Below are 24,680 nucleotides of genomic sequence, written 5' to 3' on the forward strand. Positions count from 1 at the left end.
ATTAATGAATATAGTGAGCGCACGCAAAGCAAGGAGGAAGTGATAAGACTGGTATTTCATTTAGTCTATGATATCAAGCGGCCAGATAAATACTCATAAGGTGGGTTGCGAAAGTTCGGTTTGAGGTATCATCCTTGTCAAATTTCACACGTTGCGTTTGAGTCGCGAGATTTGTCGCAGCCCTCGTTGGAGAATATATGAACATTGTTAATGTTAAAGCCATTCGAGCTGGAGAGAGAAGTGCCAAAGTGCTCTGGTACGTGGGAAAGGAGAAGAATGGAGCCATCGAGGTGACCATGCCTTTCGATGCAACAAATGTTGAAGCTTTGGCGGAGCTGGCGGTACTGCGCGAATTGATTCTTCATAGCAACCTCTTCAACCCAGTCCCAAGATCGGGTCACGGGTTCCGGGCTGTTGTAACAAAGGGCGCGATCAAGAAGGCCATGAAAGGCAAGAGCAAAATTACGTCTATGATCAAATACAGCCGCTTCCTAAATGGGCGTCTGCAAGGTATCGACCTCGAAGTGAACCCGAAACAGACAATGCTCCCGGATGCTGAGACCCCAGTCACTAGAACGATTGAACTGAACCTCGAACCACACGAAACGATTGAGACGCCCGTGCTGGGGCAGGTTCAGATAACCGATCATGCTTATGAGCGATGGCTAGAGCGAGTTGAGGAGCGCAGTAAGGATCGGCCTTTTGATTCATTGGTCCGCAGACTCATATCCCCTGATCTGTCTCCCGTAGCGATTCCAGAGAAGGTGCAGGACCAAAAGATGCGCAAATACGGGGAAGACGGGGTACTGGATCTATACCGACATCCGACTGAGCCGATCCACTTCGGCTTTATTCGCAATGCTGATGCCTATGTCCTGGTCACTGTGTTCGTGAGGACTGACACGCTTCTGACAGCAAAAAAAGGCGAGTAGTCGGTAATTTTTAACAGCCTCTCGGAAGTTGCGTTTTGTCGGGTGCAAGTAAGCTATCCCCAGTGACGCAAACCACCATAGAGGTAACAATGTCGAATCCAAGTAAAGCAACTTCTCCGAGCAGTCCGAACAAGGTGTTGATGGCGGTCATCGTTGCAGGGGTCTTCGCCGCGATCGTGTTGTCCATTGTCTCGTTCAACACGGCAAAACAGAATCAGGGCGAAATGAAAGCTGTAACAGCGGCCCTGGAGAAGCAAACTGAAATGATGGCCCAGATGCAGGGCACAGCATCCTCACAAGAACTGGTGGACACTATCCGCTCTGAAATGGAAGAGGCACGGCGTGAAGAAATGCTTCGTCCGTTTAAGGCAATTGCAGGTTCATTTGCTAATGCGAAAGAAGAGCTTCAGAACGTAGAGCCTGGATCTGAAATCTACGGTTCAGAAAGCGCTGAGGTAAGTATTGTTGAATTCTCTGATTTTGATTGCCCCTACTGTAAACGGTTCCACGAAACGCCCAAGGATGTGGTTGATCAGTCTGGTGGCCGCGTGAACTGGGTTTGGAAGCACTTTCCTGTGCATGCATCGGCACGTCCTCTTCACGAAGCAACAGAATGCGTAGCTCGGCAAAATAACAAACTTTTCTGGATCGCTACACAGCTGATTTTTGATGAAGGTGGAAGCAGAGGTATCAAGCCGGCTGATCTTGGAGGCATGCTTCCGCTCGACCAGCAAGCCTACCAAGAATGTCTTAACGGGCGTGAAGCAAAATTGGCTGTACAGGAAGACTACAACTTTGGCCAAGAGGCTGGAGTGACAGGTACACCGGCCACCTATGTAATTCACAACAGGACAAATCAGGTCCTTCAGTTGAAAGGTGCGGTCCCGGCGAACCGTGTAATGGATGCTGTCCAGCAGTTGGTTGATGCGGCGAATGCTCAGAATCGTGCGCAGAGCGAGGGATAGTTGTTCTGGAGGGCTATCCATCATTGTGTCGACACGGGAATGGGAAAGATGAAAAGTCGTTTTATGACAGAATTAGTGGAAACCTATACTGGGCCATGGCCAAAAGCCATCGTTAGTCTGATGATGGTAGCCATTTTGGGGCCGTTAATCGGAGCGCTCATTTCAGGCGAACCACTTGAAGCACGACATTTTGCGGGTAGCTCATTGGTTGCGGTCGCTGCATTCGCGTTTGGATGCTGGGCTAAGAGACGATACCCGCGCACAGATAACTCTTTACAGAACCCGGATCAGAGTTGATGAATGACGAACCTCATATTGAGATCGATTACATCTGCCCGGCCTGTGGCAGCAATGACAACCCAAGAGACTTCTACGATCAATGTCCCGCTTGTGGGCATGAACCAGAATAGTCGCTGTGAGGTTGCAATAGAGTCAGCAGATAATACTTCGCGGAAAGTTTGAAGTGTATGGATATCACATTCTTCATAGTGATTGGGCTGATAAAAGCGGTTACAACACTGCTCTTACTTGGAACCCCTTGGGTCGCCTGGCGTAAGGGGTTCCCTGGGAGGGCGGTGGCTTTGAGTGTCATCGCATTGGGGTATTCCACTCTGGTTTGGTGGCCCCATCAGGATGAACCGTCCCAGATCATGTCGCATATTGAGAGCCAGATGCTGTGGTTCGCCGTGATCGTTGTGATTCTGGCTCCTCTTGCCTACCTCTTCCATAAGCTCGAAAAGAGCGACATCCAATAACATTGTATTGATTCTGAGTCGGGGAGTTCGGCCCAATACAAAGGGTTAAGGCCTAGTTGAGCAATTTAGCCACAATTAGAGTAAACGCCTTGCCTTTATACTGGACCTTTAAAGTTCAAATAGTGAGTATTTGGCGGGGATTTTCTTGCCAGAGACCTTGGAGGAGGCCTCTGGCCGGCTCGATAAATTCCTGCTGAGCAAGCGCGTGGGATGCGCTGAATATACCGGACCCGCGAAGCTCTCCGTACTTTGAATCGATAACGCAGAAGCGCGGAATTGGTGTGTGCCACAGCTCGGCGGCAATAGATTGTAGTTCGGTTGCCAGGATGTGGGTAATGGGCAGATCATCCGTATCCAGACAAAACTGCTCTGCTTCGAGCACAATCCGGCGACCCAGTTTGTGAGCCTCTACCCCAACGATGCAGCGGGTAGGGAGGAGGTTGCTCTTTTCTGGAGGGCCAAGCGCCTCACTGGCTATGGCATTTCTGGCAGACTTGTCGTCAAGATTCTCGATGTAGTCCTTCAAAAGCCGGAATTTCCCGGTAGAAAACCTGGATAGCAGTGAGTCATGGTCAAGATCGGCGACTGGGTAGGAGGAGGGGATTGATACGTCGAAATCCCGGACAAGAACCGAGAAACAAACCTCGATCGCGAGCTCTACAAAAGCTTGATCAATCTTCGTCGTTTCCTCAAATTGACGGTTGAAGATCTCGGCAAGATCCACTGAATCCATGCCTGCTCCTATGGGGTTCGGTTCGCGTTGAGGCGAGCCGTTGATACTATTCGTGAAGTCTAAGGGTATGCTATTCACATCGAAAATCCCAATACCGAAAGATACTGAGACAGCATGCCATCAAGGCGGCGGCAAAGGAGGGGAGTGGATGCTAAATATTGCCACTTACTCCGCTTTGATTTGTTGCGTGGCAATAAAGTTGGTAACCCTCGTGGCGGACGTTAGCGCTGGAAAAGAGGAATCCCAGGCACGCCAGAAAGAAGTTGAATGCACCGGGAATGATTGGAGTGCAATTCAGGACGCTATTACATGACGACTCGTAGCGATGATGAGGTCGAGTTCGGCCCCGGTCAGCAGCAGGGCAGTGCGCAATTATTGCAAGTATTCTGATATTCAACTTTGCTACTGTTTTATGAAACCATAGTTATTTCTTCAAAATACAGAATCAATGGGTTTCGTTTCCCGTTGATTCCGGCTTCATAAACCTGTCTTTCTAACACGTATATATAGCGCTCTTTGGGACTGGAATGATTGAGATTTGAATGATTTTTTTCGAATTTAACTCTAAAACGCTGTGGTGAGTATGAAAGAATCCTTAAAAACTCATTCAACACACTGACAATTGAGGTTGTTGTGCGACCACCATTGTCTGAACTGTTCAGTTCGATGCTAAGGTTAATGTCCGATCGTGTATGCTCTGATACAGAGGAAAACCTATCCATTAAGTCGTGCAATCTAGTTGGACTTTTGTGAGATTTCTGATCCGGGGCTTTATGTAAAAAGCGAAACAGAGATTTCTTGCGCTGCCATAAAACAATTAGAAATAGTGCAGGAATAGTATGGGTCATCTCACCTCGATGTGATCTGGCCAAAAGAAGGGTGCTGAATGCTGACAATACCCGTTTCTGAGATCTTAGATCTAATGAAAAATAATCTGAAATAATCGTGAAATACTCATAAATGTTCGTCGCTTTACAATCTGCATTCTCAAATGAATACACGAAGGCATTATTTAATATCTCGGTGTCCGATAACCCATACTCATCAATTAACGATTCTGCGAGGGATTTGGAGTCAGGAACATGAAGGCCAATTTCTCTGTTGAAAATTCTGTTGAAATATATTTCAGCGTTAAAGCGTTCGCCATAAAGCCCACTAAGTGCGTGTTGTAGTTGCGCCCCATCGGTAGCGAAAATAAAGTATACGCCATCAACTGAGAATAGATGTTTAATGCATTCTATAAGTTCAATTGTGAAGTCAGGTCTGCACCGATCCAGCTCGTCAATAAGTATATAAATAGGTGCCTTTTTTGATGAAAGTGCTGTTTTTGTCGTTAGTATCTCCACAACGCGAGCAAGCGTTTTTCGGAAAGATTCAATAGCAGCTCGCCGCGAGTTTTCCTCGTCAAACAGTGCGGATGAAGTGCTGGCCATAGCGCCTTCGATACTGGCAGAAATGCTCTCTTTGATGAGTACCTGGTTATCGTCAGAGATGGCTGAATGTGGATCTGTCACGCCAGAAGTCTCTGAATCAGAAGTAAAATTTGCCATTATTGGCATTCCGAGAACCAGAGTGCTAATTCCTGCCGTTAACAATTTTGGGGCTGCAGCCTTTCCGGCTGTTTTAAGCACTTTAAGGGCGTTTTGGTATAATTCATGCGTAATAAGTTTGTTCGTATTAGTATCGCTGCCATGCTCGCTTATATAATTGCTTAGTTCGCGAGCGATCTGAGATATAAAAGAGAGTAGGGGGTCTTTTGCGTAATCATTAGCCCAAGCATTATATCTAAGCACAAAGTGTTCTTGTTCCAGATCCTTTGAAAATCGATCCAGGAAGAATGTCTTACCGTAACCCGATTCAGCATCAAGGTTTAGCACAAAAGATCTATTTCCATCTTCTGATTTAAAGCCTCGTTCGTACTGTTCGGCAAGAAATGACTTTAATAACTGAGCCTGTTCAAAGCGCTTAAGCTTGTCATCATCCCAATATTTAGGCCTGGCGATATCGGCAGTCATAGAAATCCCTTTCAATTAAAAAATTGAATTCGTATTACAAGAGCTCTGAGTTTAGCACTTATCGTGGATAGTTCAGATTCAGGACGCTATGGGAGGGACTGGCAATCTTTAAGTGCTTTGTACGGAAGGTAAATACCTTTCGGTCAGGAACCAGTTTCTTAGTGCTGTGAATTCAATGCCTGGTGTCGGAAAAGTCAGCAGTTGGTGTTTTTGCCGAGAAATCAGGGCCCAGGCCCGCGCCCTGCGTGCAAAATTTTTTCATAGTCGTATACTTGGGAGTATATGACTTTAAGGCACATAGTTTTGGTTCGGGGCGGTTACGCCCTTCTAAAATTAAAAACGGAGTTTGGTCGAAAACTGAGAGGAAAATTCGCCGGAGACGGCTTGCAGTGACATCAGTATAGACCAACTGCTGCAGCCAGTGTCAAAAAGATGAACAGGAGGAAACGATCATGAATAAAACCTTTCTGGCTGGAGCCGTTTTCCTGGGGCTCGCTGTCTTTTGTTTGCTGGGCGCGTTTGGCGTTGGCGATGATACCTTGGCATTTGCGTTGACTGAGCTCGGCGTTCCAGAAGAATATTCCGATAATGGCAGTCGTATGCTCTCGGGGCTGCTGCTGGCGATTGCGATCATCCTGCAGGTTTTGGGATGGTCCGCCGCATTCGATGGTCGGGTCGTATCTCATGCAGAGGTACAAAATGCGAAATATACGGCTCGAAAAACCTCAGATTCCTGTGGGGACCGTGGATTCCCTGAGCAAACAAAGAATCTTGCTGTCATGAACCAGCTTTTTACAGAGCGTGCTCAAACCTGCAAGCCACCGTTGTTTGTGATCTATGGCGCATCTGGTTCGGGTAAGTCGCTTTTCGCCCGAGCGCTGGCGAAGGACGGACATGACGTGATGTACCTAGACCTTCTGGTGGGTCGAGCTCATGACGATACTAGCCGCCCTCACCTGTCTGATTGCATTCTTGGAAAAGCCTCTGCACTCGTTGTGGATGAGGCTGGCTTAGCCAATCAAGATACGATCGTTTCGACGGTCCGCCAGTTGCTTGAAGATGGAATAACCGTGGTCCTACTGGTGCAGATGCGTATAGATTTGCCCCCGGAGCTGACCGCCAAAGCGGCAATGGCCAGAATGGACAGGCTGGAGCTTAAACCGGATCGTGGAACTCCAGGGTAACACTGTAATAGGACAGTCCATGCCTATCAGAATGCTTTATTCCGGCAAGCGCAAAGCTAAATGTCAGAGGGAATACACGCTAAGCCATTCGCAAAACCGGGCCGCCCGGCGCGAACGGTTTCTTTTCAAAAAGCGTAAAGGGTTATAGACCGGTGAATGATCAGAATGCCGTGGTGAATCTTCACCCACTGTTCGACACAGCCAAGCGACTGATTGAGTCGCAATTAGCGCTCGACGACTACCCTTCCCTCAGACAGTATCTTGAGTCACGACCAGTCCCAGCATTTAGTGATTGGCAGATAACGGCTCGTTATCTCATTGAGTATGCGTCCAGCTCGGGCACCTTCAGCCGGTTTCGGGGCGAGATCCAACGTTTCCTTTTGTACCTCTGGAACATTTCCGAGCGATCGCTGGCGGAATGTACGTCTGACGATATCAATAGCTACATGCAGTTTCTCAAAGACCCGGACCCCAGTTGGATCGGAGGAGAACCCATTCACAGCTTTAAGTCAGATGGCTCCGGCGTCCGTGTTTCCAGAGAAAACTGGCGACCGTTTGTGTCGGAAGCGTTTGTGTTGAGAGGAGAGTACGCAATTCGCCAGGAAACGCTCAATGCTGCAAGGCGGACGCTTCACGTCTTTTTCAGGACATTGGTAACCCGCAATTATCTGGATCGCAGCCCGATGGTATCCGCCCGCAAAGCGGACCAGAAAACCAGCCGGAAGAACTTTGAAGACGATAATGGCGAAGACACGGCCCCACGGCTCACTGACTATCAATGGGGGTACCTCAAGGAATCATTGCTGGCGGCCTGCGAAGAGGACGACAAGTACGAGCGCCATCTCTTTGTTGTGATGACAATGAAGACACTCTACCTTCGCGTGTCAGAGTTAGCACCGCAGCGAAATGAATTGACCGGGGAAACCTATGCACCAACGATGAGTGCCTTTCGGCCCAAGGTGATTGATGGCCAGCGTTATTGGCATTTAAAAATCCTGGGCAAGGGCTCCAAGGAACGGTATATCCCTCTACCCTCAGGCTATCTATATTTTGTAAAGCGCTTTCGTCGCTGGAGGGCTCTCCCGCCATTACCAGAAAAAGGTGAGCAGATCCCGATGATTCCCCGTCAAAATGGCACTGGCCAAGTCGGAAAGCGAACGCTTGAGAGGATCGTCAAAGAGGCCTTTTTGCTCGCTGCTAAACGAATGGAAGCTGAGGGTCTTGAGGATGATGCGAAGGAAATGACGCAAATCGCTGACCATACGCACTACCTTCGTCACACGGGAGCCGGCATGGATATCGATGCCGGTCGCCCGATACGCCATGTATCGGAAGACCTTGGGCACGACTCGGTAGCGTTTACTGAGTCGATATACATCCACGCCGATGCATCAGACAGGTATCGGAGCGGACTCACACGAAAGGTATGAACATGAATCTAGGGGATTTAAGGCTAACGAATAGCCATGGACGTGAGTGAAGTGGTTAAGTGCAGAACCATTCCGTACCAGATATGCGTGGAGCCCTCTGGCATGAATCCTGAGTTCAGCTAGCTGACGAAGAAGACTGAGAACATTGCGAGAGTAATACCTCAAAATTCACTTCTACCCTGCCCTATTCTTTGATTCCTTGGCTCACAATTTGTGCAATCGAAACGTTTAATTGCTGATTGAACAATAGAGAGGAGCCTAACAAGCCATGCAAGACGCGCAACAAGGATTCATGGGCAACGTCGACATCGACATGCGTACCCAAATGGCCGGTCAGAACCGAAAGGAGCTGCTGGAATGATCGGGGCGATCGTTGGCGATATTGTTGGCTCGCGCTTCGAGGGTTCCCTTTTCCAGCAAGAGCCGATAGAGCTTAAGAATCCAGTGTGTGATTTCACCGATGACACTGTGCTCACCATGGCCGTTGCTGAAAGCCTGGTGCGTGGTCATGAGCCATCCGATTCGTATCGCCGTTGGTGGGCAAAATACCCGAATCGTGGGTATGGAGCCTGTTTCAGCCAGTGGGCCCGAAATCCAGAGGCTCGGGCCAACGAATCAACGAGCAATGGCGGAGCGATGCGGGTCAGTCCCATCGCTATTATGTGCACAGGTCAAGATCAGGTCATTAAGATCTGTCGTGAATACACAAAGCCCACTCACAATACCGCCGAGGCGCTCAATGGAGCCGAAGCGATCGCAGTCCTGACCTGGTTCTCTATGGTAAAACCGGACCTATCCTTTTTGCGCACTGTAGCAACCACTGACTATTACCGGCTTGATCAGAGCATCAAGGACTATGAGGCCGATCAGAAGTTCGAGCTTCGTTGCAATGACACGGTTCCGAAGGCTATTGCCGCCGTCTTGGAAGCAAAGTGTTTCGAGGACGCGATGATCAATGCTGTGAAGATTGGAGGTGATGTTGACACTATCGCCTGTATGGCTGGCGGAATGGCTGAGAATATCTGGGGAATTCCGCCGTCCCTGGGTGACTGGGCGTGGGATAAGTTGCCTATGGAAATGCGAGGCCTCATGGAAGATCTATACAGAGTATCTGGGCGAAAGATCGTGTTTGACGGTATCGAGAAAGAGCAAACGCTCGCGAAGCCTTCTTTGTTAGAGCGCTTCAAATCTGCCATTGCAGGTTGATCGACGGTTATCTCGATCAACCTACTCACAATACTGTCGAGGCGCTCAATGGTGCTGAAGCGATTGCCGTTTCTCGTTGCCCCGGTGTTTGAGACAAAAAAAACCCGCATCAGACTGACGCGGGTTTTTCAGGCAAGTGATATCTTAAATCGCTTTGCCGTCATTCAGGCGGAGAAGGCCCTTCACAACGCGATAGATGTACCAGATGAGCGGAACCAGGAATACGAAGGCTCCAATGCCCATGGTTACGGTGGTCAGGATCATGCAGAGCACACCCCAAAGCAGCATCCACCAAAAGGTGCGAATCTGCCAGCTGTTGTGCGATTTGATTACCGGATCGGTGAGGGAGCCACTTTTAACGTGGTTCATTATCACACCAATGATACTGGTAATTCCGACGAAAATACTGACGGCTTGCAGGATGTAGACGATCAGAGAAAACTGCTTTTCCGACTGATTGATACCAGCTGGGGCTTGTGTTGTCTGAGTCTGGTTTTCTGCAACAGTATTATTTTCCATGCTATGTGCTTCCTTCTTGGCTGTACTCATTTTGAGCTTGGGTTCTAGTCGATAATTAGACGACTACCCACATATTATCCTGACACACGAAAATGCAACTGGATCAGTGGATGCGAAATAACTGCACTTACTTTGGGAAATCCGCTTGCGTTATCGAGAATCGGGCTAAGTTAGAATAAACATGTGATTACGATCCTACATAACATTCCAATTCCGGAGGAAACAAGGATGCCAAGGGCCCATATATTTCGATGGATGATCGCTCTTCAGCTAGCAGTGGGAGTATTGCTCTTCATCGCCAATATGGTTCTGTCAGATTCACAGTTCATCAATCTCTATGAAGTGACGGATTCGAGAGCCGTTTACTCAGCAATTTTTTTCGGGCCAATGATTTTGTTGATCATCTCGGCGTTCGTCGCACCTAAAATCGAATTGGCCAAGCGCGTTGCTTTCGGGTGTGGTTCGGTCGCGTTGGTGGCAATTTTTACAATGAACCAGCCCAAATTTGAAGCCTGGAGTGCGGCCTCGACCTTCAAAATGCAGGTCATGGATCAGCATCCTGGCCATTTCTTTCTGAGTGAAATCGAAGAACGCTTTCATACCGGTGAGATTGATATGCTGGCGGCAGAGTTTGGTTGGCACATTCCGATGGGCTCTGAGAGAAAGCTCCGCCTGCGGATGCTAGGCTCAGCTCTCAACCCGCGAGCTGAATCCGTCCAACGCCTCAATCGATGGCTGAACTCTGGATTCGTCCCTCATGCGATGGGCAGCCGCTTGCTGGCAAACCTGGCTGATGATCCAGCTGCTTTCGAGAACGTCGATCTATCGAATGATACGGTAGCCCTGCTGCTCGGAGAATAATCGCGATGAAGAACCAGTTTGCCGTGAAAAAGCCATGTGCCAACTGCCCTTTCCGGAACGATGACAATGCGATCCCGCTCCAGCCGGGTCGCCGTGAGGGCATCATGGAAGGACTGCTCTCCGGAGAACACGAAACGTTCCCATGCCACGCTACAGTGTATCGCTCCGATCGGCGTAACCACGATGAGAATGACAATTATCGTCCGGTCGACGTGTCAGTATGTTCCGGTGCGGCAGCGGTGGCCCGCAAGTTTGGCCGTGAAATGACTATTGTTCAGCTGGCAACTCGCCTGGGATTCATCCCCTACGAGCATTATGATGATGCTCTCCCCCTGACGTTGGAGCCAGAAGATCTGCCGATTGATCGTGAGAAGGCTCGTATTTGAGTCTTTTCAGAAGGGGCTTCGAGCCGTCCATCACGGCCAGAGCCCCCTCTTCAAGCTGGCAGCCCACCATGTATTGGCCTTTGGGAAACCAGTAAGTTTTCGAATGCAGGTCCGCCTGGAAAGCCACGAAGTCCAGCGCAACTTCCTTCCCGCCCTGTACCCGTCTTGCAGCTTTCCGGTCGACAATACCCAGCCACTTCACCAAGTCGGGCTCGCTGGCACCAGTTACAACACCGACCAGATTGCCGTCTCGATAAGGCGGGTATGGCTTAAAAACACAGTTTACTCTCCGCTTCAGGATCATCAGGCCGCTCTGTATTGGTGGAGCATTTCATGCGAAAGGTATCGAAAGTCTCGGAATGCCAAATTATACTGTATATAAACACAGTGCAAAGGAATCCGACTACCATGCAAATCAAAGAAGTGTTCTCCCCAGCGATAGGCCGCAGAAGAGCTGGTATGCCGTTATTTGGGGATACCGTGCAAGCAGGGTTCCCCTCCCCGGCGCAGGATTACACTGAAAAGACCCTTTCGCTGGATGAGCTGTGTATCCGTACTCCAGCGGCGACGTTCTTCGTCCGGGCATCCGGAACCTCTATGGAAAAGGCCGGAATCCACGATGGGGATGTGCTGGTGGTCGATCGCAGCCTTCCTCATACCCATGGGAAAGTGGTCATAGCCACGGTGGACGGGGAATTCCTGTGTAAGCGACTGGACCTTAGCAACCGGGATAGGCCAGTGCTTCGGGCCGAAAGTAATGACTATCCGGATATCACGCTCAGAGACGAATCAGAGCTTGAGATTTTCGGCGTGGTAACAACCGTGGTGCATTCTGTCTGACCATGAGGCAGGTTTTTGCTCTGTGCGATGTCAACGCGATGTACGCCGCGTGTGAAGCAGTCTTTAACCCTACGCTGATGGGTAAACCCGTCGTCGTGGCCAGTAATAATGACGGTTGTGCGGTTGCCCGAAATAAAGAGGCCAAAGCACTCGGGATCAAAATGGGGCAGCCTATCTTCGAGCTACGAGAGCATGTTGAGAAGAGCGGTCTGGTTGTCTGCTCGTCAAACTTTGCGCTCTACGGCGATATGAGCTTTAGATTTATGACAGCGCTGGCGGAGTGTGCGCCGAGGATCATGCCTTATTCAATAGATGAAGCGTTCCTGGATCTGACCGGTATCGAATCGGTGGTGTCGTATGAGGACTTTGGGCATCAGGTGAAAGACCTGGTGAAACAGTGGACCGGACTGCCGATTTGCGTAGGCATTGCGCCCAGCCCCACGCTATCGAAGCTGGCAAACCACGGTGCCAAGAAGTATCCAGCGACCCATGGAGTGGTCGACCTGACCGACCGGGACCGGCAGCGTCGACTGCTCAACCTCGTACCGGCAGGTGAAATTTGGGGGATTGGTTCAAAACTGAGTAAAAGGCTGGCGGCCATGGGGATCAATACTGGTCTCCAGCTGGCCGACGCGGACCCAAAGTGGATTCGGAAGCACTTCTCTGTTGTGGTGGAGCGCACGGTGCGGGAGCTGAACGGCGTTCCATGCCACGAGGACATATTGGAAGTGGCTCCTGCCAAGAAGCAGATCCTGTGCTCGAAGTCGTTCGGTTCTCCTGTGACAGATCTCGATGCGATGCTTTCAGCTGTATCCCACCACGCCACGCGAGCCGCAGAGAAACTGCGCAAAGAAAAGCGCGAGTGCGGCTATCTGGCTACGTTTATGTCGACAAGCCGGTACCGCTCAGGTGATCACTATGCAAATCAGAAGGGTATTGCGCTGCCTTATCCTACCTCTGACACCCGAGAGATCTGTCGTCATGCCGTTAGCCTGGCGCAGGTGCTTTGGCGTGATGGGTACCGGTACAACAAAGCGGGAATCGTGCTGTCCGATTTTCGGGTACCTGGTACGTGCCAGTCTGATTTCTTCAGCAGAATCGAGGATGATGAGCGCGATCAGGAGCTGATGCGCACACTGGACAAGATCAACAGCATTGCAGGTAAGAACACCGTCCGGTTTGGTCGGCAGGTGCATAAGGACACTAGCTGGCAAATGCGCCGGGCGAACCTCTCCCCCGCATACACGACAAGGTGGTCTGATCTTCCTATAGCAAAGTGCTGATTGCATCGCGTCGAGATCAGAGAGGTTAAACTGTCGAGTCCCCGACCCCATTGTTGCTTTTCACGGGCAACGCCTGTTGTACCGACCACACCATTTATTCCGGATCTGCGTTCGTAGCCATACTTGGTTACACCACCTGCAAGTATGCCGTTATTCGGGGAGACCGTGGAAGCACGGCTCCCCACCCAGGTCCATTTACCTGCTGCGTATTGTTAGCGTATTAATGGAAGGCATTCCAATCATCATCGTCATTTCCGCTGCCAGCGTATGCGACGGTGATGTTATCCTCAATAATTGTAACAGCACCATCAATGCGGTACGGGGAGCGGGTGACGTGACCGCCTCTACATGTGACTTGGAAGGATATCTCGAAGTCATCGCCAAAATAGATGAAGAGAGCTTCATACTGGCGGTAGCCATCGCCCAGGCTGCGCCAGCCATCTTCTTCTAAGCTAAATTCCGAACCTTGTATGACTTGCTCTTCTTTTTGTCCGCCTTCTTCCTCAACTTTGATGTCTTCCTCAACTTCCTCAACTTCGATGGTGAGTGAACCGGCTACATTTATCATTCGTACTGCTCCATTGTTGAATTTCTTTTTACGCCAAAGCCCGCCTCAACTGCCGTAGGCTACTGGTACCGTTTGTGCGGCTTTTTGCACAAACGGTGACGGTCAGTTTGCAGGCGCTTGTTGTATTGTAGGCTTGACCTATTTGTCGTTCATTCGTTTTTTTCTTCCGGCGTCCCATTTCCGCTTCCTCTCCCTCTCCATATAGAAATCTCCTGTCTGCGTCTGAAGCACCAGCATGATCTGAAGGCATTGAATTGCAATACGATCCAACACCTGCCAATGTAGCCGCATTAACCTGATGTCACCTGAGAACTTTGGTATGGGCAGTACAACGTGATGATTCGCATAAAAAAGTCAGCATGGGCGCAGTGGCGCTTGCTTCATTGGTAGCCGGCATGTCAGCGCAGGTACTCGCCGAACCAGACGCGGGTCATGTGATGCACACAAGTACGAGGGACGAAGGGTTTCGTGGTGTCGAAATGACTCTTGAAGTCGTGGACGCGCTGTCAGAGAACCAAAAATCCAACATGATGCAAAGCTATCGCCAGCAATACAAAGCTGGCGGCTTCAACCTCAACCACCTGCCGCAGATAAGCTATCAAACCGCTGTGATTGAGCGAGGTAACGCGATCACAGTTGGCACCAGCGTATTCACCACGCGCTCGAAAACTCAGTCCGGAACAGTCAAAGATTACGCGTTGATGCTTTACGGGATCGATGGAGCAACCTACAACAAAGTGTTTTGTGCGGGCGTGACAAACGTCTTTAATGACCCTGCATGTTTAAGCAAGGCACAGAAAGTCTTCGGTTCTTTGACGCCATCGATGAACTGAGGAACCAGTAAGAATGCCGATAACGCCCCTCCATTTCGGAGTCCTCGCACCCGTAAACCATTTCTTTCCTGGGAAGGTCAGCGTGGTTTCATTCACGCTCATCAACCTTTGGATGGATGGTAACGCCATTCTCTACTATGGATTTGGGCTTGACCGACCTGAAGTGCACGGGCCGATGACCCACAGCATGCTGGCGGCTTTGGTGCTGGCCAGCATTTTGGCCTTGCTTGGGTTCCGCTCGCGCAAATGGGTCATTGGTGCTTACGTGGGGGGCGTTACTCATGTCCTTCTGGATATGTTAGTGCACGCAGAGATGCAGCCACTGTATCCGATCCACTGGAATCCTTTTTACGCGGGGCTCATGGAGCCCCTATCTCTGATCCTGCTGCCGCTTACGCTCTGGTTTGTCGTACAAGTCGTTCACGATTCGTTTACCTGGGCGAAGAGTAAGCTTGCTGCGAGTTAGATCAGAACTTCAAGCTGCTCAGCGCCCTATTGTGTGTATTAACGAGCCTTACTTCAGGTTGCTATTAGAGTGTTGTTTCTCCGCGTGGGGCGGTCTTCAGTTTCTCCACCATCGAGCCAAGATCCTCAGAAGCATGCTCCATTCGATCAGCGGCCTCCGACGTTTCTCTACCCTGCTCCGTGCAGCGAGCCGACTGGTCGGAGATTTTTTCTAAGCGTTCTGATATGTCGTTGCAAACACTGGACTGCTCTTCAGCTGCGGATGCGATTTGGTCACTCTGTTCAGAGATCAGCTTCATTGATCCAACGACTGAGTTCATGTCGTTAACAGCTTCGTTGTTGGTCTCAACAGCCTTGGAACTTTTGATCTGAGAAGACCGCATAAATTCGACAGTTGAATTAGTCTTGGACTTCAGATCCTCGATCATGTCGGAAATTTCTGTGGTGCTCGATTGAGTCTTCTGAGCAAGGCTGCGGACCTCTTCTGCGACGACGGCAAAACCACGACCTTGCTCTCCTGCCCGAGCGGCTTCGATGGCGGCATTCAGAGCGAGCAGGTTTGTTTGATCGGCGATACCGTTGATAGTCGTAATGATCGTGTCGATATTAGAGACGCCGGCTCCTAATGATTCCACCTGCTCGGCGGTGGCTTCAATTTCATCGGCGAGATCCTGAAGAACCTCAGCGCCCTGGGTAATGCTGGATTGGGCATGGTTGATAGAGTCGGTAGACTCGTTGGTGTAGCTTGCAGCGTTGGCCGCATTGGTGGCAATTTCTTCAGCTGCAGCAGTCATTTCGGTGACAGCGGTTGCCACCTGGGTTGTTTCATCGCTCTGCTCGGAAAGCAGGCCAACCATTTGCCCCATCCGATCATAGATTTCTTTACTCGTTGAGCCCTGAAGTTTGGCGTGGTCCTTCATGTCACCGATCAGTGTTTCCAGTTGTTCAATGAAAGTATTGATTTCGCCCGCCAGTGACCCGAGTTCGTGCCTGTCTTTTACTTCGACTCTGGCTGTGAGGTCGGCGTCGCCACCATTGAGGTTGCGCACGGAGTCTTGAATAGCGGTTAAGGGCTTCATGACGGTGGCTCGGATGGCCAGAGCAATTGCAACCACGATCGCAAGAGTAATCGCCCCGAGTGCGACAAACTTGATTCCAGCGTCGGCCAACTCTCTTTGGGCACTCTCATCCAGGCGGCTTACAACTTCCTCAGCTTCGTCAAAGTAGAACCCGGCACCGATCACGAGATCCCAATCAGGCAGGTAAACGTTGTAAGACGTTTTCGGTTCGGCTTCAGATTGGCCTGGCTTTGGGAACCAGTAGGTGAAGTAGCCGTCGCCATTGACCGCTGTATCAACGATTTCACGTACAAGGTAGTTGCCCTTCTTATCCTGTAGGTGCCAGTAGTTATCTCCAAGGCCTTGATCGCTGCTTCCTAAAAGCATGCGATTTCCAGCGGTTGAATAGCCGTAGAGGTACCCGTTTTCGCCGTACTGGATAGATTTGAGCATCGGCAGGGCCTCTTCTAGCGGGGCACCGCGTTCATATAGGGGTTTAATCGCACTGCTGGCGGCCTCCATCAGAAGCTTCAGTTCCGCTTTTTTGATGGCGGTGACTTCCTGGTGAGCGATGTCCAGCTGGGATTTGGTCATTTGCTTACTGGCGACGTTGAAGACGATGAACAAAACAACAGCCATCAGCATCACAGGGACAATCGCAATGATCATCAAGCGATTTCGGATCGAAAATTTCATAAACAGGGTCTCCTGCGCTCGCCAGTGCAAGCGCTTTCAGTCGCGCCAAAGTTAGAATATGCGAGAGTTTATAGAGTCGGTGACGGCGAAAGCGCCGGGAAGGTGAGAAAAATGGACAGGAACCTGACTAAAGAGCGCTCATAACACCGACGCCAAAGGGCGGCAAAGGGACATGGAGGAATAGTGGAAGGCCTGATGAGAAACGCCAAATGGCGTCATGGAGCGTTGTCGGGGTCGTCGATGGATTGATAATCCTGGACTCGAATCAACTTCAAAGTTACCAACTTTATTTTTCGTCACGTCGATGTTAAGGCGAAGATACGTGCCCTACAGCGACTTTTAGTTACCAACTTTTTTACGACCCCACAGTAGCAGGCCATACCAATTACAACCAAGATCAATGTTGCCAGACGCACAGAGGAGCTTCCCTTCAATTGATTAGCCCTGATCATACCAGAGAAGGGCCTTTCATCAATATATAATATACCATCATGCTCATACCTCCCCGAAGGGGAGGCCCGCCAACTCTCAGCATACCCGCACCTTTTCAAGGCCGCGCCAGCGTCTTTCTTACTTTTTCTTCTTCTCTCTCTCTTTTTCTTCCTCTTTCTTCCTGGGGCTCGATACGGAAAAAATCTCTCCCACTGCATTCTCAATAACGCGGAATCGCAGGAATAGTGGGGAGTTTCAGGCTGCTATGGGTGTGGCTCCGGTAAGGGCATGATGGTATATTATGTTGTATCATCACAGACCGGAGACCGGATATGTCTCAGTACAACGCAGCGCAGCTGGCAGCCATCAACGACATCAACGAACGAATTGAGGCGCTCGAAGGTGTATGCGCTGACCTGAAGTCCGATCTGCGCCAGTGCGACATTTCCCAAGCGAAGGTTTCCTGTCTGCCCCGCCCGAAAAAAGGGCAAGAAACCGAACTGCCCGAACGTATCGAACCAGAACTGTTTACCGGGACAGAGGCGTTTGATCGGCTCCTGTTTGCTCTCACCGACTGGTATGGCGATGGTGAACACTCAACAAAGTTCGTCGCCAGAACACCGGGCGCAATCGTGGCTCAATGCGAAAACGAACTGGCCGCGATGATCCAGCGTCGAGTCGCACAAGCAAACACCCTGAAAGATCAGATCAAGGAGCGGATTCCCAAACTCGGCACCCGCAACGACCGCTTCGAACTGCTTCACGCACACCACCCGATGCTGGTAACCCTCCAACTGGTCCGGCAATTCACAGTGTTGCCTCCGGAACCGGTGCTTCAGAGCCTGAGCTTTACCTGGGGCGTGAAAACGCAGATCCTCAAAGTCAGTGTTGACGAAGCCGTTGAGCGGATAAAGCAGCGGCTCACTGAAAGCCCTCCAGATACGATGGATAAGGCTCAGTGGGAATGGAATGTCGCAAAGGAGATGAATCGAGTGAAGTCGCTACCGGCCCATACTGAACTACGCCAACGCCGGGAGCTGCTTGTCAGGCCCATGGTAAACATTCGCCGACACCTCTCCCCTGCTGAGCGGGATGCTCGTCGCCAGAAGTGGCAAAAAGAAAAGAAATTCGATCAACCCGTCACACTGCGAGAAGCACACACGCCGCTGATACTTCTGAATCCAACGATACCCGTGAAGATCGGAACTCTTGGCGTCTATGATGCGAATGCTGCAAGCAAACGCGCTAAACGTGCAGGCCGAAAGACATCCGAGGAGCCGATTAGCCCTCTGGTACCGATCTATCCTGTAATTTCCGGTACCGGTCCTGGCAAATAAAAGATTTGGGGGCAGAAAGGGAGGGGATTCGAAGCTGTGACGTTGAAGGCGACCGGGGCGGCGTTGAGTCACCCCGGCGTTTCTTCGTATTACCGTTTAATCTTCAGCAACAAGGAACAGCAAAGCTTTGCCGTGATCGAAAACAATGGGTGGCACGGTTTGTTCATCCGACTCAACCTGGGGGACATAGAAGAACACGGTTTCCGGGAGATTCTTGCTGATTTCACCCGCAAATTCGATGTACTGATCCAGTTTCTCACTAGCGCACCAGGGTGCGAGCACGGGATAGGTGTATTCATCATCTGCAATAACTTGGTAACCCTGGATATTCGGAGCAATAAAGTCAGGGATCGTGCGAAGCTCCGATACGGTTTCTGGGTACAGCTTCATGTACATTCCGCACTCGGTTCCATCGACCGACACGCCTGTAATTAGAGTCTCCGTGAAAGTACCGTGCCAGAAAGATTCTGTTAGTTCGTTGTGAAATTCAGGCTCACCCTCAATTCCGAGAGTATCCATGGCCTGCAAAGTGGCATCTTTCACCGCGTCTCCGAGCCAAAGATGAGCGCTTTCGCGACTGTCCACGTCATCCGCAGGTATCCACGCGACCATCGTACTCCGCTCACCGTGACTTTTTTTACTGTTGAGCAGGGCTCCAACCAACCCGAGTCCAAACGCGTCACCTAATGACATTCCCAGCGTAGCGCTGTTCACGAAGTAGGAAACATCAATCGCCATGTCCAAGGTCGATCTCAGGCCGCTGGGTATCTGATCGCTCGGTACCGTTGAGTCGTCAAGATCGGTCATTGCAACACTGTGTGTCAGATTCCATGCGCGGCTGTGGTCGGGGTTCTCTTTTGTAATACCAGAAGATGCGCAGCCGCTGAGCAATCCAATGGCCAGAACTGGGGTGAAGGACGCCATACCAGGTTTCATAAATCGCATATCTGCTCCAAGTTTCGTGAGGGCTAATATGTGGAGCATACTGCGTCATACAAAAACGCAAGCCTATGTTTTTATGTAATGAATTGTGTATAAATGATTGCTGGATCGAGATGGAGGAGTCGCGGGAGGCATGTGCCGGGGCATTCTTCCTGCCCCGGCTGAGGGTCTACTTACTTCGAACCAATAAAAAACGAGGCCACCTGATTCCCTGTGCCGGCAAACTGAACTTCACCGAAATCAGGGTCGTAAGCCCCTATTCCAAAGTAATCGCCATTACGTTGCGAGTCAGCGCAATTGTTGGCGCTATAAGTGACTTCATAAACGTTGTAGCGTGGGTCTGGAATAGCAACATTGCCATTGAAAACACAACCAGTTTCGTCGCTTCCTGTGAGTATCCCGTCTGAAGTCATCGTCACAGACGACAGGGTGACACCAGGTACATCCATTGTGTACGTGCCTGACAGAGTGGCCAGTGTCACACCGAGATCACTGTACTGATCATCTCTCTCAAGGGTCGAAGTAGACTCGTATCCCGGTGCAGTGGCCGTAATTGTGGCGCTGCTGGAAGAAGCCGCTTCGCCAGAGATCGTGCCGCTTTGGGTCTGCCAGGAGAGACCGTCAAATACGTAGTCTGTGCCGATCCCTGTAATTGTCCCACCGGAACCGTATTCCAGAATGCCACTTGTGATGTCATCGAAGTCGACAAGAACCACGAAACGACCAGAAGGGCTTAGCAAGGTTGCCGCATCAACCGAGCTGCCATCGTCAAACGCTATGGTTGTCGCATACCCACCCGGTTTAAGCTCAATTGTCGGCTGGTCTGGAGTCTCTGATGAGAGTCCGCCTCCACCCCCACCACCACAGGCGGCCAAAACCAGCCCCATTAGCAATGGTGAAGAGATCCGAGCGCCCGCTTTTATTCTGTACAACATTTACTGCTCCTTATTATTGATTACCTTCTCACAAAGCAACCTGAATCCAGCTCAATGACACCCAAAAAGCATCGAAAGAACACCAAGCTACCTACTGCGTGACCTTTTGACATTATCAGGAATCTGTCCTAAAACAAGATACAAAATAAGAACCTACGAGTTATGGACGCAATCAAACATATCCTGCATTCAGATTTAACAGAGTTTGACCGTTTGACGACCTTGCATCTCAAATTTTGGCGGTAAAGTAGGGCTACGAATGAATCCATTAGGCAAAAGGCACCAATGACTGACGCGCCAAAGCTGATACTTCCGATCACCGATGCCCAGATAAATATGCTGGTCAAATGGCGTAAGAACCCCGACCCCGACAATCTGATTGAAAGGATCGAAGATTGGGCTGCCCACGCTCCCATCGAGCAACTGATTAGCGCAATTCTCATTCAACAGGTGCCCGCTCTTGTTAGCCAGAAACGACCAGTTGCAGCAAAGCTGGAACACATCCTGGCTCAGTTAGTGGTAGCCGTTAAAGGTGAAGCTGAAGAGCAGGCTTTTCGCGATTCGCTGCCTCAGCAACTGGATCTGGCGAAACTGTCGGACGGAGCGCGATCACTGGGAGTCAACGGCGTTGATGTTCTCCGGCAGAGTGAGATGGATGGCACAGCAGAGCCTTCCCCCTCAGGTGGCGGTATTGATCTGAGTTTTATGACTTCAAGGGACCAATTTCCCTCGACGGGGCCGGACTTCCTGGATGATCAGGGGAACTGGGACTTCGAATTTACAAACCGCCAGCATAACCGCCGCAATCCGTTCAAGCGTGATGTGCCTTTGCCCAGTGGCCAAGCTGTAAAAATGACAGATCCACAGGCCCGCTTCTTCAATAAGTTCCTCTCTGAGCCTGACGAATCAGCGAACTTGATGTCTTTCTTCGGTGGCGGTAAGACGTTTATGGCCAAAGAGATGTTGGGTGTCATTGAACAATACAAAGAGTTCAACCCTGTCGTTCTGGCACTGACAAAAACGCAGCTTCACGGACTCCTGAAACGTCTGGATGCGCCGGAGACAAAAGCTCGAACGTTTGGACAGTTGGCCGGGGAAATACTGGCAGCCCAAAACGTGCCGGTACACTGGCGACCTGGCAATCGAAGAGATCCCAACTATTTTCTGTCAGCCGATGAGACGGCTCGAAGGCTCCGGTTCAATGCTGTCAGTCGACTAGCTCCCGGCACAGTGGCCGATATCGCCATGAAAGCGGTTCGACGATTTTGTCGATCCGGCCATGATCACATTAGCGAATGGCATTTGCCCACTATTCACGACCGCCTTAGCCCGATCGATCGAACAGCGCTGGTGAACTATGCGCAAGCGCTCTGGAATGAAACCGTAGAGCCCAATGACACAGACTCCCAACTACCTGTTCGGGCTTACCATCTCATCAAATATTGCGCTTTGCGAGGATATAACGCCCCGGAACGCTATACCCATTTCATCATTGATGAAGCCCATGATCTAACTACGCCTCTACAACAGATATTGGATAGAAGCCCCCAGTCTGTTCAAACAATGGGTGACCCCTACCAACGGTTGCGCGGATTCGTTCCTCGCCAGTCGGAACGGATTCGCCGTTCTGAAATAGGGCTCACAGTTCGTGCCAGCAACCAGGTAGAAGACCTGTTCAACACCCTGATCGACAAACATCCGGCGCAAACAAATGTCGCCCTTCAGGGTAGCCGGCACATGCGGACTCGGATCAGCTATTACGACGCAGATCGTTCGCGAGTTCCAAAACAGAAATGCACTATCCTTGTGTCGGATCTGTTCGAGATGACCGAGTGGTTCCACCGCCTGCGCGAATCAGGCGAATCATTCTCGCTACTGCCCGGCTCTGTCCACAACTTCTTCACATTCAATGCGTCCCTGGTCTCCTTGTATTTCCAAGGGATTCGGGCACAGTCGTCTCTTCTTTTCCGATACCCGACATGGGAAGCGTTGCGGGAGGACAAAGGCAGAAGCGGCTCCTTCAAACGCGTTGAGGCAATGCTCTCAGGAGGAGCCGACCGCCAGCACGATTTCTCAAAAGCCATGGATGTCGTCACTACACCCGATAAAGCAAAGATCATACTGGGGCTGGCGGAAGATGCCCGGAACACTGAGTTTGATTGCGTAATGCTCGCACCGGACCTTTTGATTGAACCGGGAAAAATAAACAAAGCCGGGCTTCAAGCACACGTTCTATCAATGATCTACGTTGGCGCTTCAAGGGCCCGCTACGAGCTAATACTGCCGGGTCATCTGGAGCATTGGCTTGAGGCACAAAAACAACTTTCAGCGTCCGGCGACGACTTCGACTAACACGACAGTGTGGATCGCCAGGATAAATTAGGAGCAATAGCTTGTACTCAGGACAGATCGTCTCGTATTCAACTGAAAAGCGTTACGGATTTCTCAAAGACAATACCGGCGAAAGTTACTTTTTCCATCAGAACGATGTGAAGTCCGAACATCGCAAGAATGTCGTCAAAGGGGCAACTGTACAGTTTGATGCTGTTCCGACGCCCAAAGGCATGGCAGCAAGGGATGTAGCGGTCGCAGAAAGCCACCCAGTCTTCGTGTCACTTCCAGGTGATGTCATTGTCAGCAAGTCCAATTCATGCGGTCGTGACAATGAGCCGGTATTCACGCTCGGAAATGTTGTAGTCGAACATAAAGAGCCGGATACGGCGGTAGACATACTTAAGCAAAAGGCGCTCAGTGTGGGCTGCAATGCCGTTCTAAACCTTAAGCGGTCCCAACGAACTGGCACGGGATCAAACAGCAACTATAAGTACACGATTCACAGATTCTCGGCAGATCTGGCTTTGGTAAAGGAAAAACGCGTCACTGCGAACCCAGCTGAGGCTGAAAAAAATCAACAAGCACTAAACGACGAGATCGAAGCCATAAAGGAAAAGGGTGTCCCGCAGAACGAATTAATAACCGACCCGAACCACCTCCTATACTTTGTCATATTCGTAATAGTGTTAATCGTGGTGGGCGTAAGTCTTCGCTGATAGAAAAACAGCGCTCCGTAACCGGGGCGCTGCTGATTATTTGACGCATATTTCGAGCGGGATTATTCGTCTTGCTCCCCAACCCGCACCAGCCTGATCTCCACCGTCACATCCTTGAGCTTTGCAGCCTCAGCATTTGGAACATGGAAGACATAGTGGCGGGTAACTGTCCGCTCATCCTGACGGCCACTATCCTTAGTGAATTCCATTGGGAATTCAGAGAAAGCCATGTGATCGTTGACTGGTCTCAATCCGTAATCGAATCCCCGGTCGCCCATAAAGCTCTCACGAATCCCAAGGGCTGGATAGAAGGCTTTTTGGGAACCCACGGACACCAAGACAGCCAACGGCGTATTATCCAAGACTTCATCAACCCAGACATCAAATGCCCCAAGCTGAAGATCACTCATCCGCTTTTGCTGGTTGGGCAGCCAGAATTCTCCAGCGCGAATACCCTCCAACTTCGTTTCCAGAACACTGAGCAGATGGACGATATTCCCGACATCTACCTTTGCCTTGAGCTCGAAGTCGACACTAACTTGAACACCATCACTGGCTCGATCTGAAGGCGTAACCGCAACCACATCAGCACGGGCTTCCAGCAGTTCACCATAGGGAATGATAATCTCAGTAATGTACTTATCCATGGCAACCAGTTTGCCAAGCTCCAGAAGCTCAGATCCGTATTGAGCTCGATCCAACAGACTACTGTTCACTCCGGGCTTCAAAGCACTTGCTAAGGCAATTGTTCTGGCCTTTGCACTGGCAAGGATCTCTCGAACTCTCGTCTCAAGTGAACGCGCCAGGCTCGTTCCCCGAACCTGATTCTGTAATCGAGACGCTGTATTTTCGATCTTCTGTTCCGCAAGCATTAGGCGATTCAATTTAGCCCGGTATTCGGCGTCATTGCTCAGCGCATTGACACGTTCACGCAGAACCCGACTATCAATCGAAACATTGGCATCAAGGTGGAGGATCTGGACTTGCGTTTCAGGGTCGGTAACGACCCTCACATGCTCATCATCCATTGCAACCAACGCTGATTTGAGCAAAGTCAGCGTCTCCGAGAGCTTCCCGTTACGAAGCACCTGCTCAGTTTCAATATAAGCACCAGCCTCACTCAACGCTTTCTGCCTTAACTTGTCCCTGGCCGCTTCAGTGGCCGTGATCCTCGAATCCGCCTCACCCATTTGGAAACTGACAGACATCCGCTGACTCCAGACATCCCCTGTAGTCGCAAATGAGAAGCCGACTA

23 protein-coding genes are annotated in these 24,680 nt (G+C 50.5%); 15 read left to right on the forward strand and 8 right to left on the reverse strand.

Going from position 1 to position 24,680, the window contains the following annotated elements:
• The first annotated feature begins 197 nt into the window (after positions 1-197).
• The 3 genes from KO499_RS00655 to KO499_RS00665 all read left to right on the forward strand — a co-directional run bounded on the left by KO499_RS00655 (position 198) and on the right by KO499_RS00665 (position 2,652).
• Positions 198-932 (forward strand): hypothetical protein, encoded by a 735-nt coding sequence (locus tag KO499_RS00655; protein ID WP_215981839.1) that lies wholly within the window; start codon positions 198-200, stop codon positions 930-932.
• A gap of 89 nt (positions 933-1,021) precedes the next feature.
• Positions 1,022-1,897 carry a DsbA family protein gene (locus KO499_RS00660; RefSeq protein WP_215981840.1) on the forward strand — a complete coding sequence of 292 codons (876 nt, stop codon included), beginning with the start codon at positions 1,022-1,024 and terminating at the stop codon, positions 1,895-1,897.
• Positions 1,898-2,364: 467 nt separating this feature from the next.
• The gene (locus KO499_RS00665) at positions 2,365-2,652 is read left to right on the forward strand and encodes a hypothetical protein (protein ID WP_215981841.1); all 288 of its coding nucleotides are present in this window, start codon (positions 2,365-2,367) and stop codon (positions 2,650-2,652) included.
• Between the two features lie 115 nt (positions 2,653-2,767).
• Here the strand turns inward: KO499_RS00665 and KO499_RS00670 are convergent, their stop codons facing one another.
• Both KO499_RS00670 and KO499_RS00675 read right to left on the reverse strand, forming a co-directional pair.
• Entirely contained in the window at positions 2,768-3,385 is a 618-nt protein-coding gene (locus KO499_RS00670; RefSeq protein WP_215981842.1) for a hypothetical protein, read from the reverse strand.
• 410 nt (positions 3,386-3,795) lie between these two features.
• Positions 3,796-5,400 carry a KAP family P-loop NTPase fold protein gene (locus tag KO499_RS00675; RefSeq protein WP_215981843.1) on the reverse strand — a complete coding sequence of 535 codons (1,605 nt, stop codon included), beginning with the start codon at positions 5,398-5,400 and terminating at the stop codon, positions 3,796-3,798.
• Positions 5,401-5,852: 452 nt separating this feature from the next.
• Here KO499_RS00675 and KO499_RS00680 point away from each other — a divergent pair, with 452 nt between their 5' ends.
• The 3 genes from KO499_RS00680 (at position 5,853) to KO499_RS00690 (ending at position 9,220) form a co-directional block, all read left to right on the forward strand.
• The gene (locus tag KO499_RS00680) at positions 5,853-6,584 is read left to right on the forward strand and encodes an ABC transporter ATP-binding protein (protein WP_215981844.1); all 732 of its coding nucleotides are present in this window, start codon (positions 5,853-5,855) and stop codon (positions 6,582-6,584) included.
• A 152-nt stretch (positions 6,585-6,736) separates the two neighbouring features.
• Positions 6,737-8,014 carry a tyrosine-type recombinase/integrase gene (locus KO499_RS19860; RefSeq protein ID WP_215981845.1) on the forward strand — a complete coding sequence of 426 codons (1,278 nt, stop codon included), beginning with the start codon at positions 6,737-6,739 and terminating at the stop codon, positions 8,012-8,014.
• A gap of 357 nt (positions 8,015-8,371) precedes the next feature.
• Positions 8,372-9,220, forward strand: a complete 849-nt coding sequence (locus tag KO499_RS00690) for an ADP-ribosylglycohydrolase family protein (protein ID WP_215981846.1) — start codon at positions 8,372-8,374, stop codon at positions 9,218-9,220.
• A gap of 144 nt (positions 9,221-9,364) precedes the next feature.
• Here KO499_RS00690 and KO499_RS00695 read toward each other — a convergent pair whose 3' ends face one another.
• A complete protein-coding gene (locus tag KO499_RS00695) occupies positions 9,365-9,739 on the reverse strand; it encodes a DUF4870 family protein (protein WP_228339703.1) in 375 nt (124 codons plus the stop codon).
• 228 nt (positions 9,740-9,967) lie between these two features.
• On the opposite strand from KO499_RS00695, the gene KO499_RS00700 reads away from it, so the two are divergent.
• The 4 genes from KO499_RS00700 (at position 9,968) to umuC (ending at position 13,109) form a co-directional block, all read left to right on the forward strand.
• Complete coding sequence (locus KO499_RS00700) at positions 9,968-10,600, forward strand: hypothetical protein (protein ID WP_215981847.1); 633 nt, start codon at positions 9,968-9,970, stop codon at positions 10,598-10,600.
• Positions 10,601-10,605: 5 nt separating this feature from the next.
• Positions 10,606-10,986, forward strand: coding sequence for a hypothetical protein (locus tag KO499_RS00705; RefSeq protein ID WP_215981848.1), 381 nt, complete (start codon positions 10,606-10,608; stop codon positions 10,984-10,986).
• A 408-nt stretch (positions 10,987-11,394) separates the two neighbouring features.
• Entirely contained in the window at positions 11,395-11,826 is a 432-nt protein-coding gene (umuD, locus tag KO499_RS00710) for a translesion error-prone DNA polymerase V autoproteolytic subunit (protein ID WP_215981849.1), read from the forward strand.
• A gap of 2 nt (positions 11,827-11,828) precedes the next feature.
• Positions 11,829-13,109, forward strand: coding sequence for a translesion error-prone DNA polymerase V subunit UmuC (umuC, locus tag KO499_RS00715; RefSeq protein ID WP_215981850.1), 1,281 nt, complete (start codon positions 11,829-11,831; stop codon positions 13,107-13,109).
• Between the two features lie 220 nt (positions 13,110-13,329).
• Here the strand turns inward: umuC and KO499_RS00720 are convergent, their stop codons facing one another.
• Positions 13,330-13,677, reverse strand: coding sequence for a hypothetical protein (locus KO499_RS00720; protein ID WP_215981851.1), 348 nt, complete (start codon positions 13,675-13,677; stop codon positions 13,330-13,332).
• Between the two features lie 359 nt (positions 13,678-14,036).
• On the opposite strand from KO499_RS00720, the gene KO499_RS00725 reads away from it, so the two are divergent.
• Entirely contained in the window at positions 14,037-14,510 is a 474-nt protein-coding gene (locus tag KO499_RS00725; RefSeq protein WP_215981852.1) for a hypothetical protein, read from the forward strand.
• A 13-nt stretch (positions 14,511-14,523) separates the two neighbouring features.
• A complete protein-coding gene (locus tag KO499_RS00730) occupies positions 14,524-14,976 on the forward strand; it encodes a metal-dependent hydrolase (protein WP_215981853.1) in 453 nt (150 codons plus the stop codon).
• A gap of 64 nt (positions 14,977-15,040) precedes the next feature.
• Here KO499_RS00730 and KO499_RS00735 read toward each other — a convergent pair whose 3' ends face one another.
• Positions 15,041-16,729, reverse strand: a complete 1,689-nt coding sequence (locus KO499_RS00735) for a methyl-accepting chemotaxis protein (protein ID WP_215981854.1) — start codon at positions 16,727-16,729, stop codon at positions 15,041-15,043.
• A 764-nt stretch (positions 16,730-17,493) separates the two neighbouring features.
• On the opposite strand from KO499_RS00735, the gene KO499_RS00740 reads away from it, so the two are divergent.
• Positions 17,494-18,498 (forward strand): DNA replication terminus site-binding protein, encoded by a 1,005-nt coding sequence (locus tag KO499_RS00740; protein ID WP_215981855.1) that lies wholly within the window; start codon positions 17,494-17,496, stop codon positions 18,496-18,498.
• 96 nt (positions 18,499-18,594) lie between these two features.
• Here KO499_RS00740 and KO499_RS00745 read toward each other — a convergent pair whose 3' ends face one another.
• Both KO499_RS00745 and KO499_RS00750 read right to left on the reverse strand, forming a co-directional pair.
• Complete coding sequence (locus KO499_RS00745; RefSeq protein WP_215981856.1) at positions 18,595-19,443, reverse strand: hypothetical protein; 849 nt, start codon at positions 19,441-19,443, stop codon at positions 18,595-18,597.
• 170 nt (positions 19,444-19,613) lie between these two features.
• Positions 19,614-20,375: a hypothetical protein gene (locus KO499_RS00750; RefSeq protein WP_215981857.1), complete on the reverse strand. Its 762-nt coding sequence runs from the start codon at positions 20,373-20,375 to the stop codon at positions 19,614-19,616.
• Between the two features lie 285 nt (positions 20,376-20,660).
• On the opposite strand from KO499_RS00750, the gene KO499_RS00755 reads away from it, so the two are divergent.
• Both KO499_RS00755 and KO499_RS00760 read left to right on the forward strand, forming a co-directional pair.
• Positions 20,661-22,727, forward strand: coding sequence for a hypothetical protein (locus KO499_RS00755; protein WP_215981858.1), 2,067 nt, complete (start codon positions 20,661-20,663; stop codon positions 22,725-22,727).
• A 41-nt stretch (positions 22,728-22,768) separates the two neighbouring features.
• Positions 22,769-23,425, forward strand: a complete 657-nt coding sequence (locus KO499_RS00760) for a cold-shock protein (RefSeq protein ID WP_215981859.1) — start codon at positions 22,769-22,771, stop codon at positions 23,423-23,425.
• Between the two features lie 62 nt (positions 23,426-23,487).
• Here the strand turns inward: KO499_RS00760 and KO499_RS00765 are convergent, their stop codons facing one another.
• Positions 23,488-24,633, reverse strand: a complete 1,146-nt coding sequence (locus tag KO499_RS00765; protein WP_215981860.1) for a hypothetical protein — start codon at positions 24,631-24,633, stop codon at positions 23,488-23,490.
• Between the last annotated feature and the right edge of the window lie 47 nt (positions 24,634-24,680).

This window comes from Marinobacter sp. F3R08, assembly GCF_018860425.1.
Classification (GTDB): domain Bacteria; phylum Pseudomonadota; class Gammaproteobacteria; order Pseudomonadales; family Oleiphilaceae; genus Marinobacter.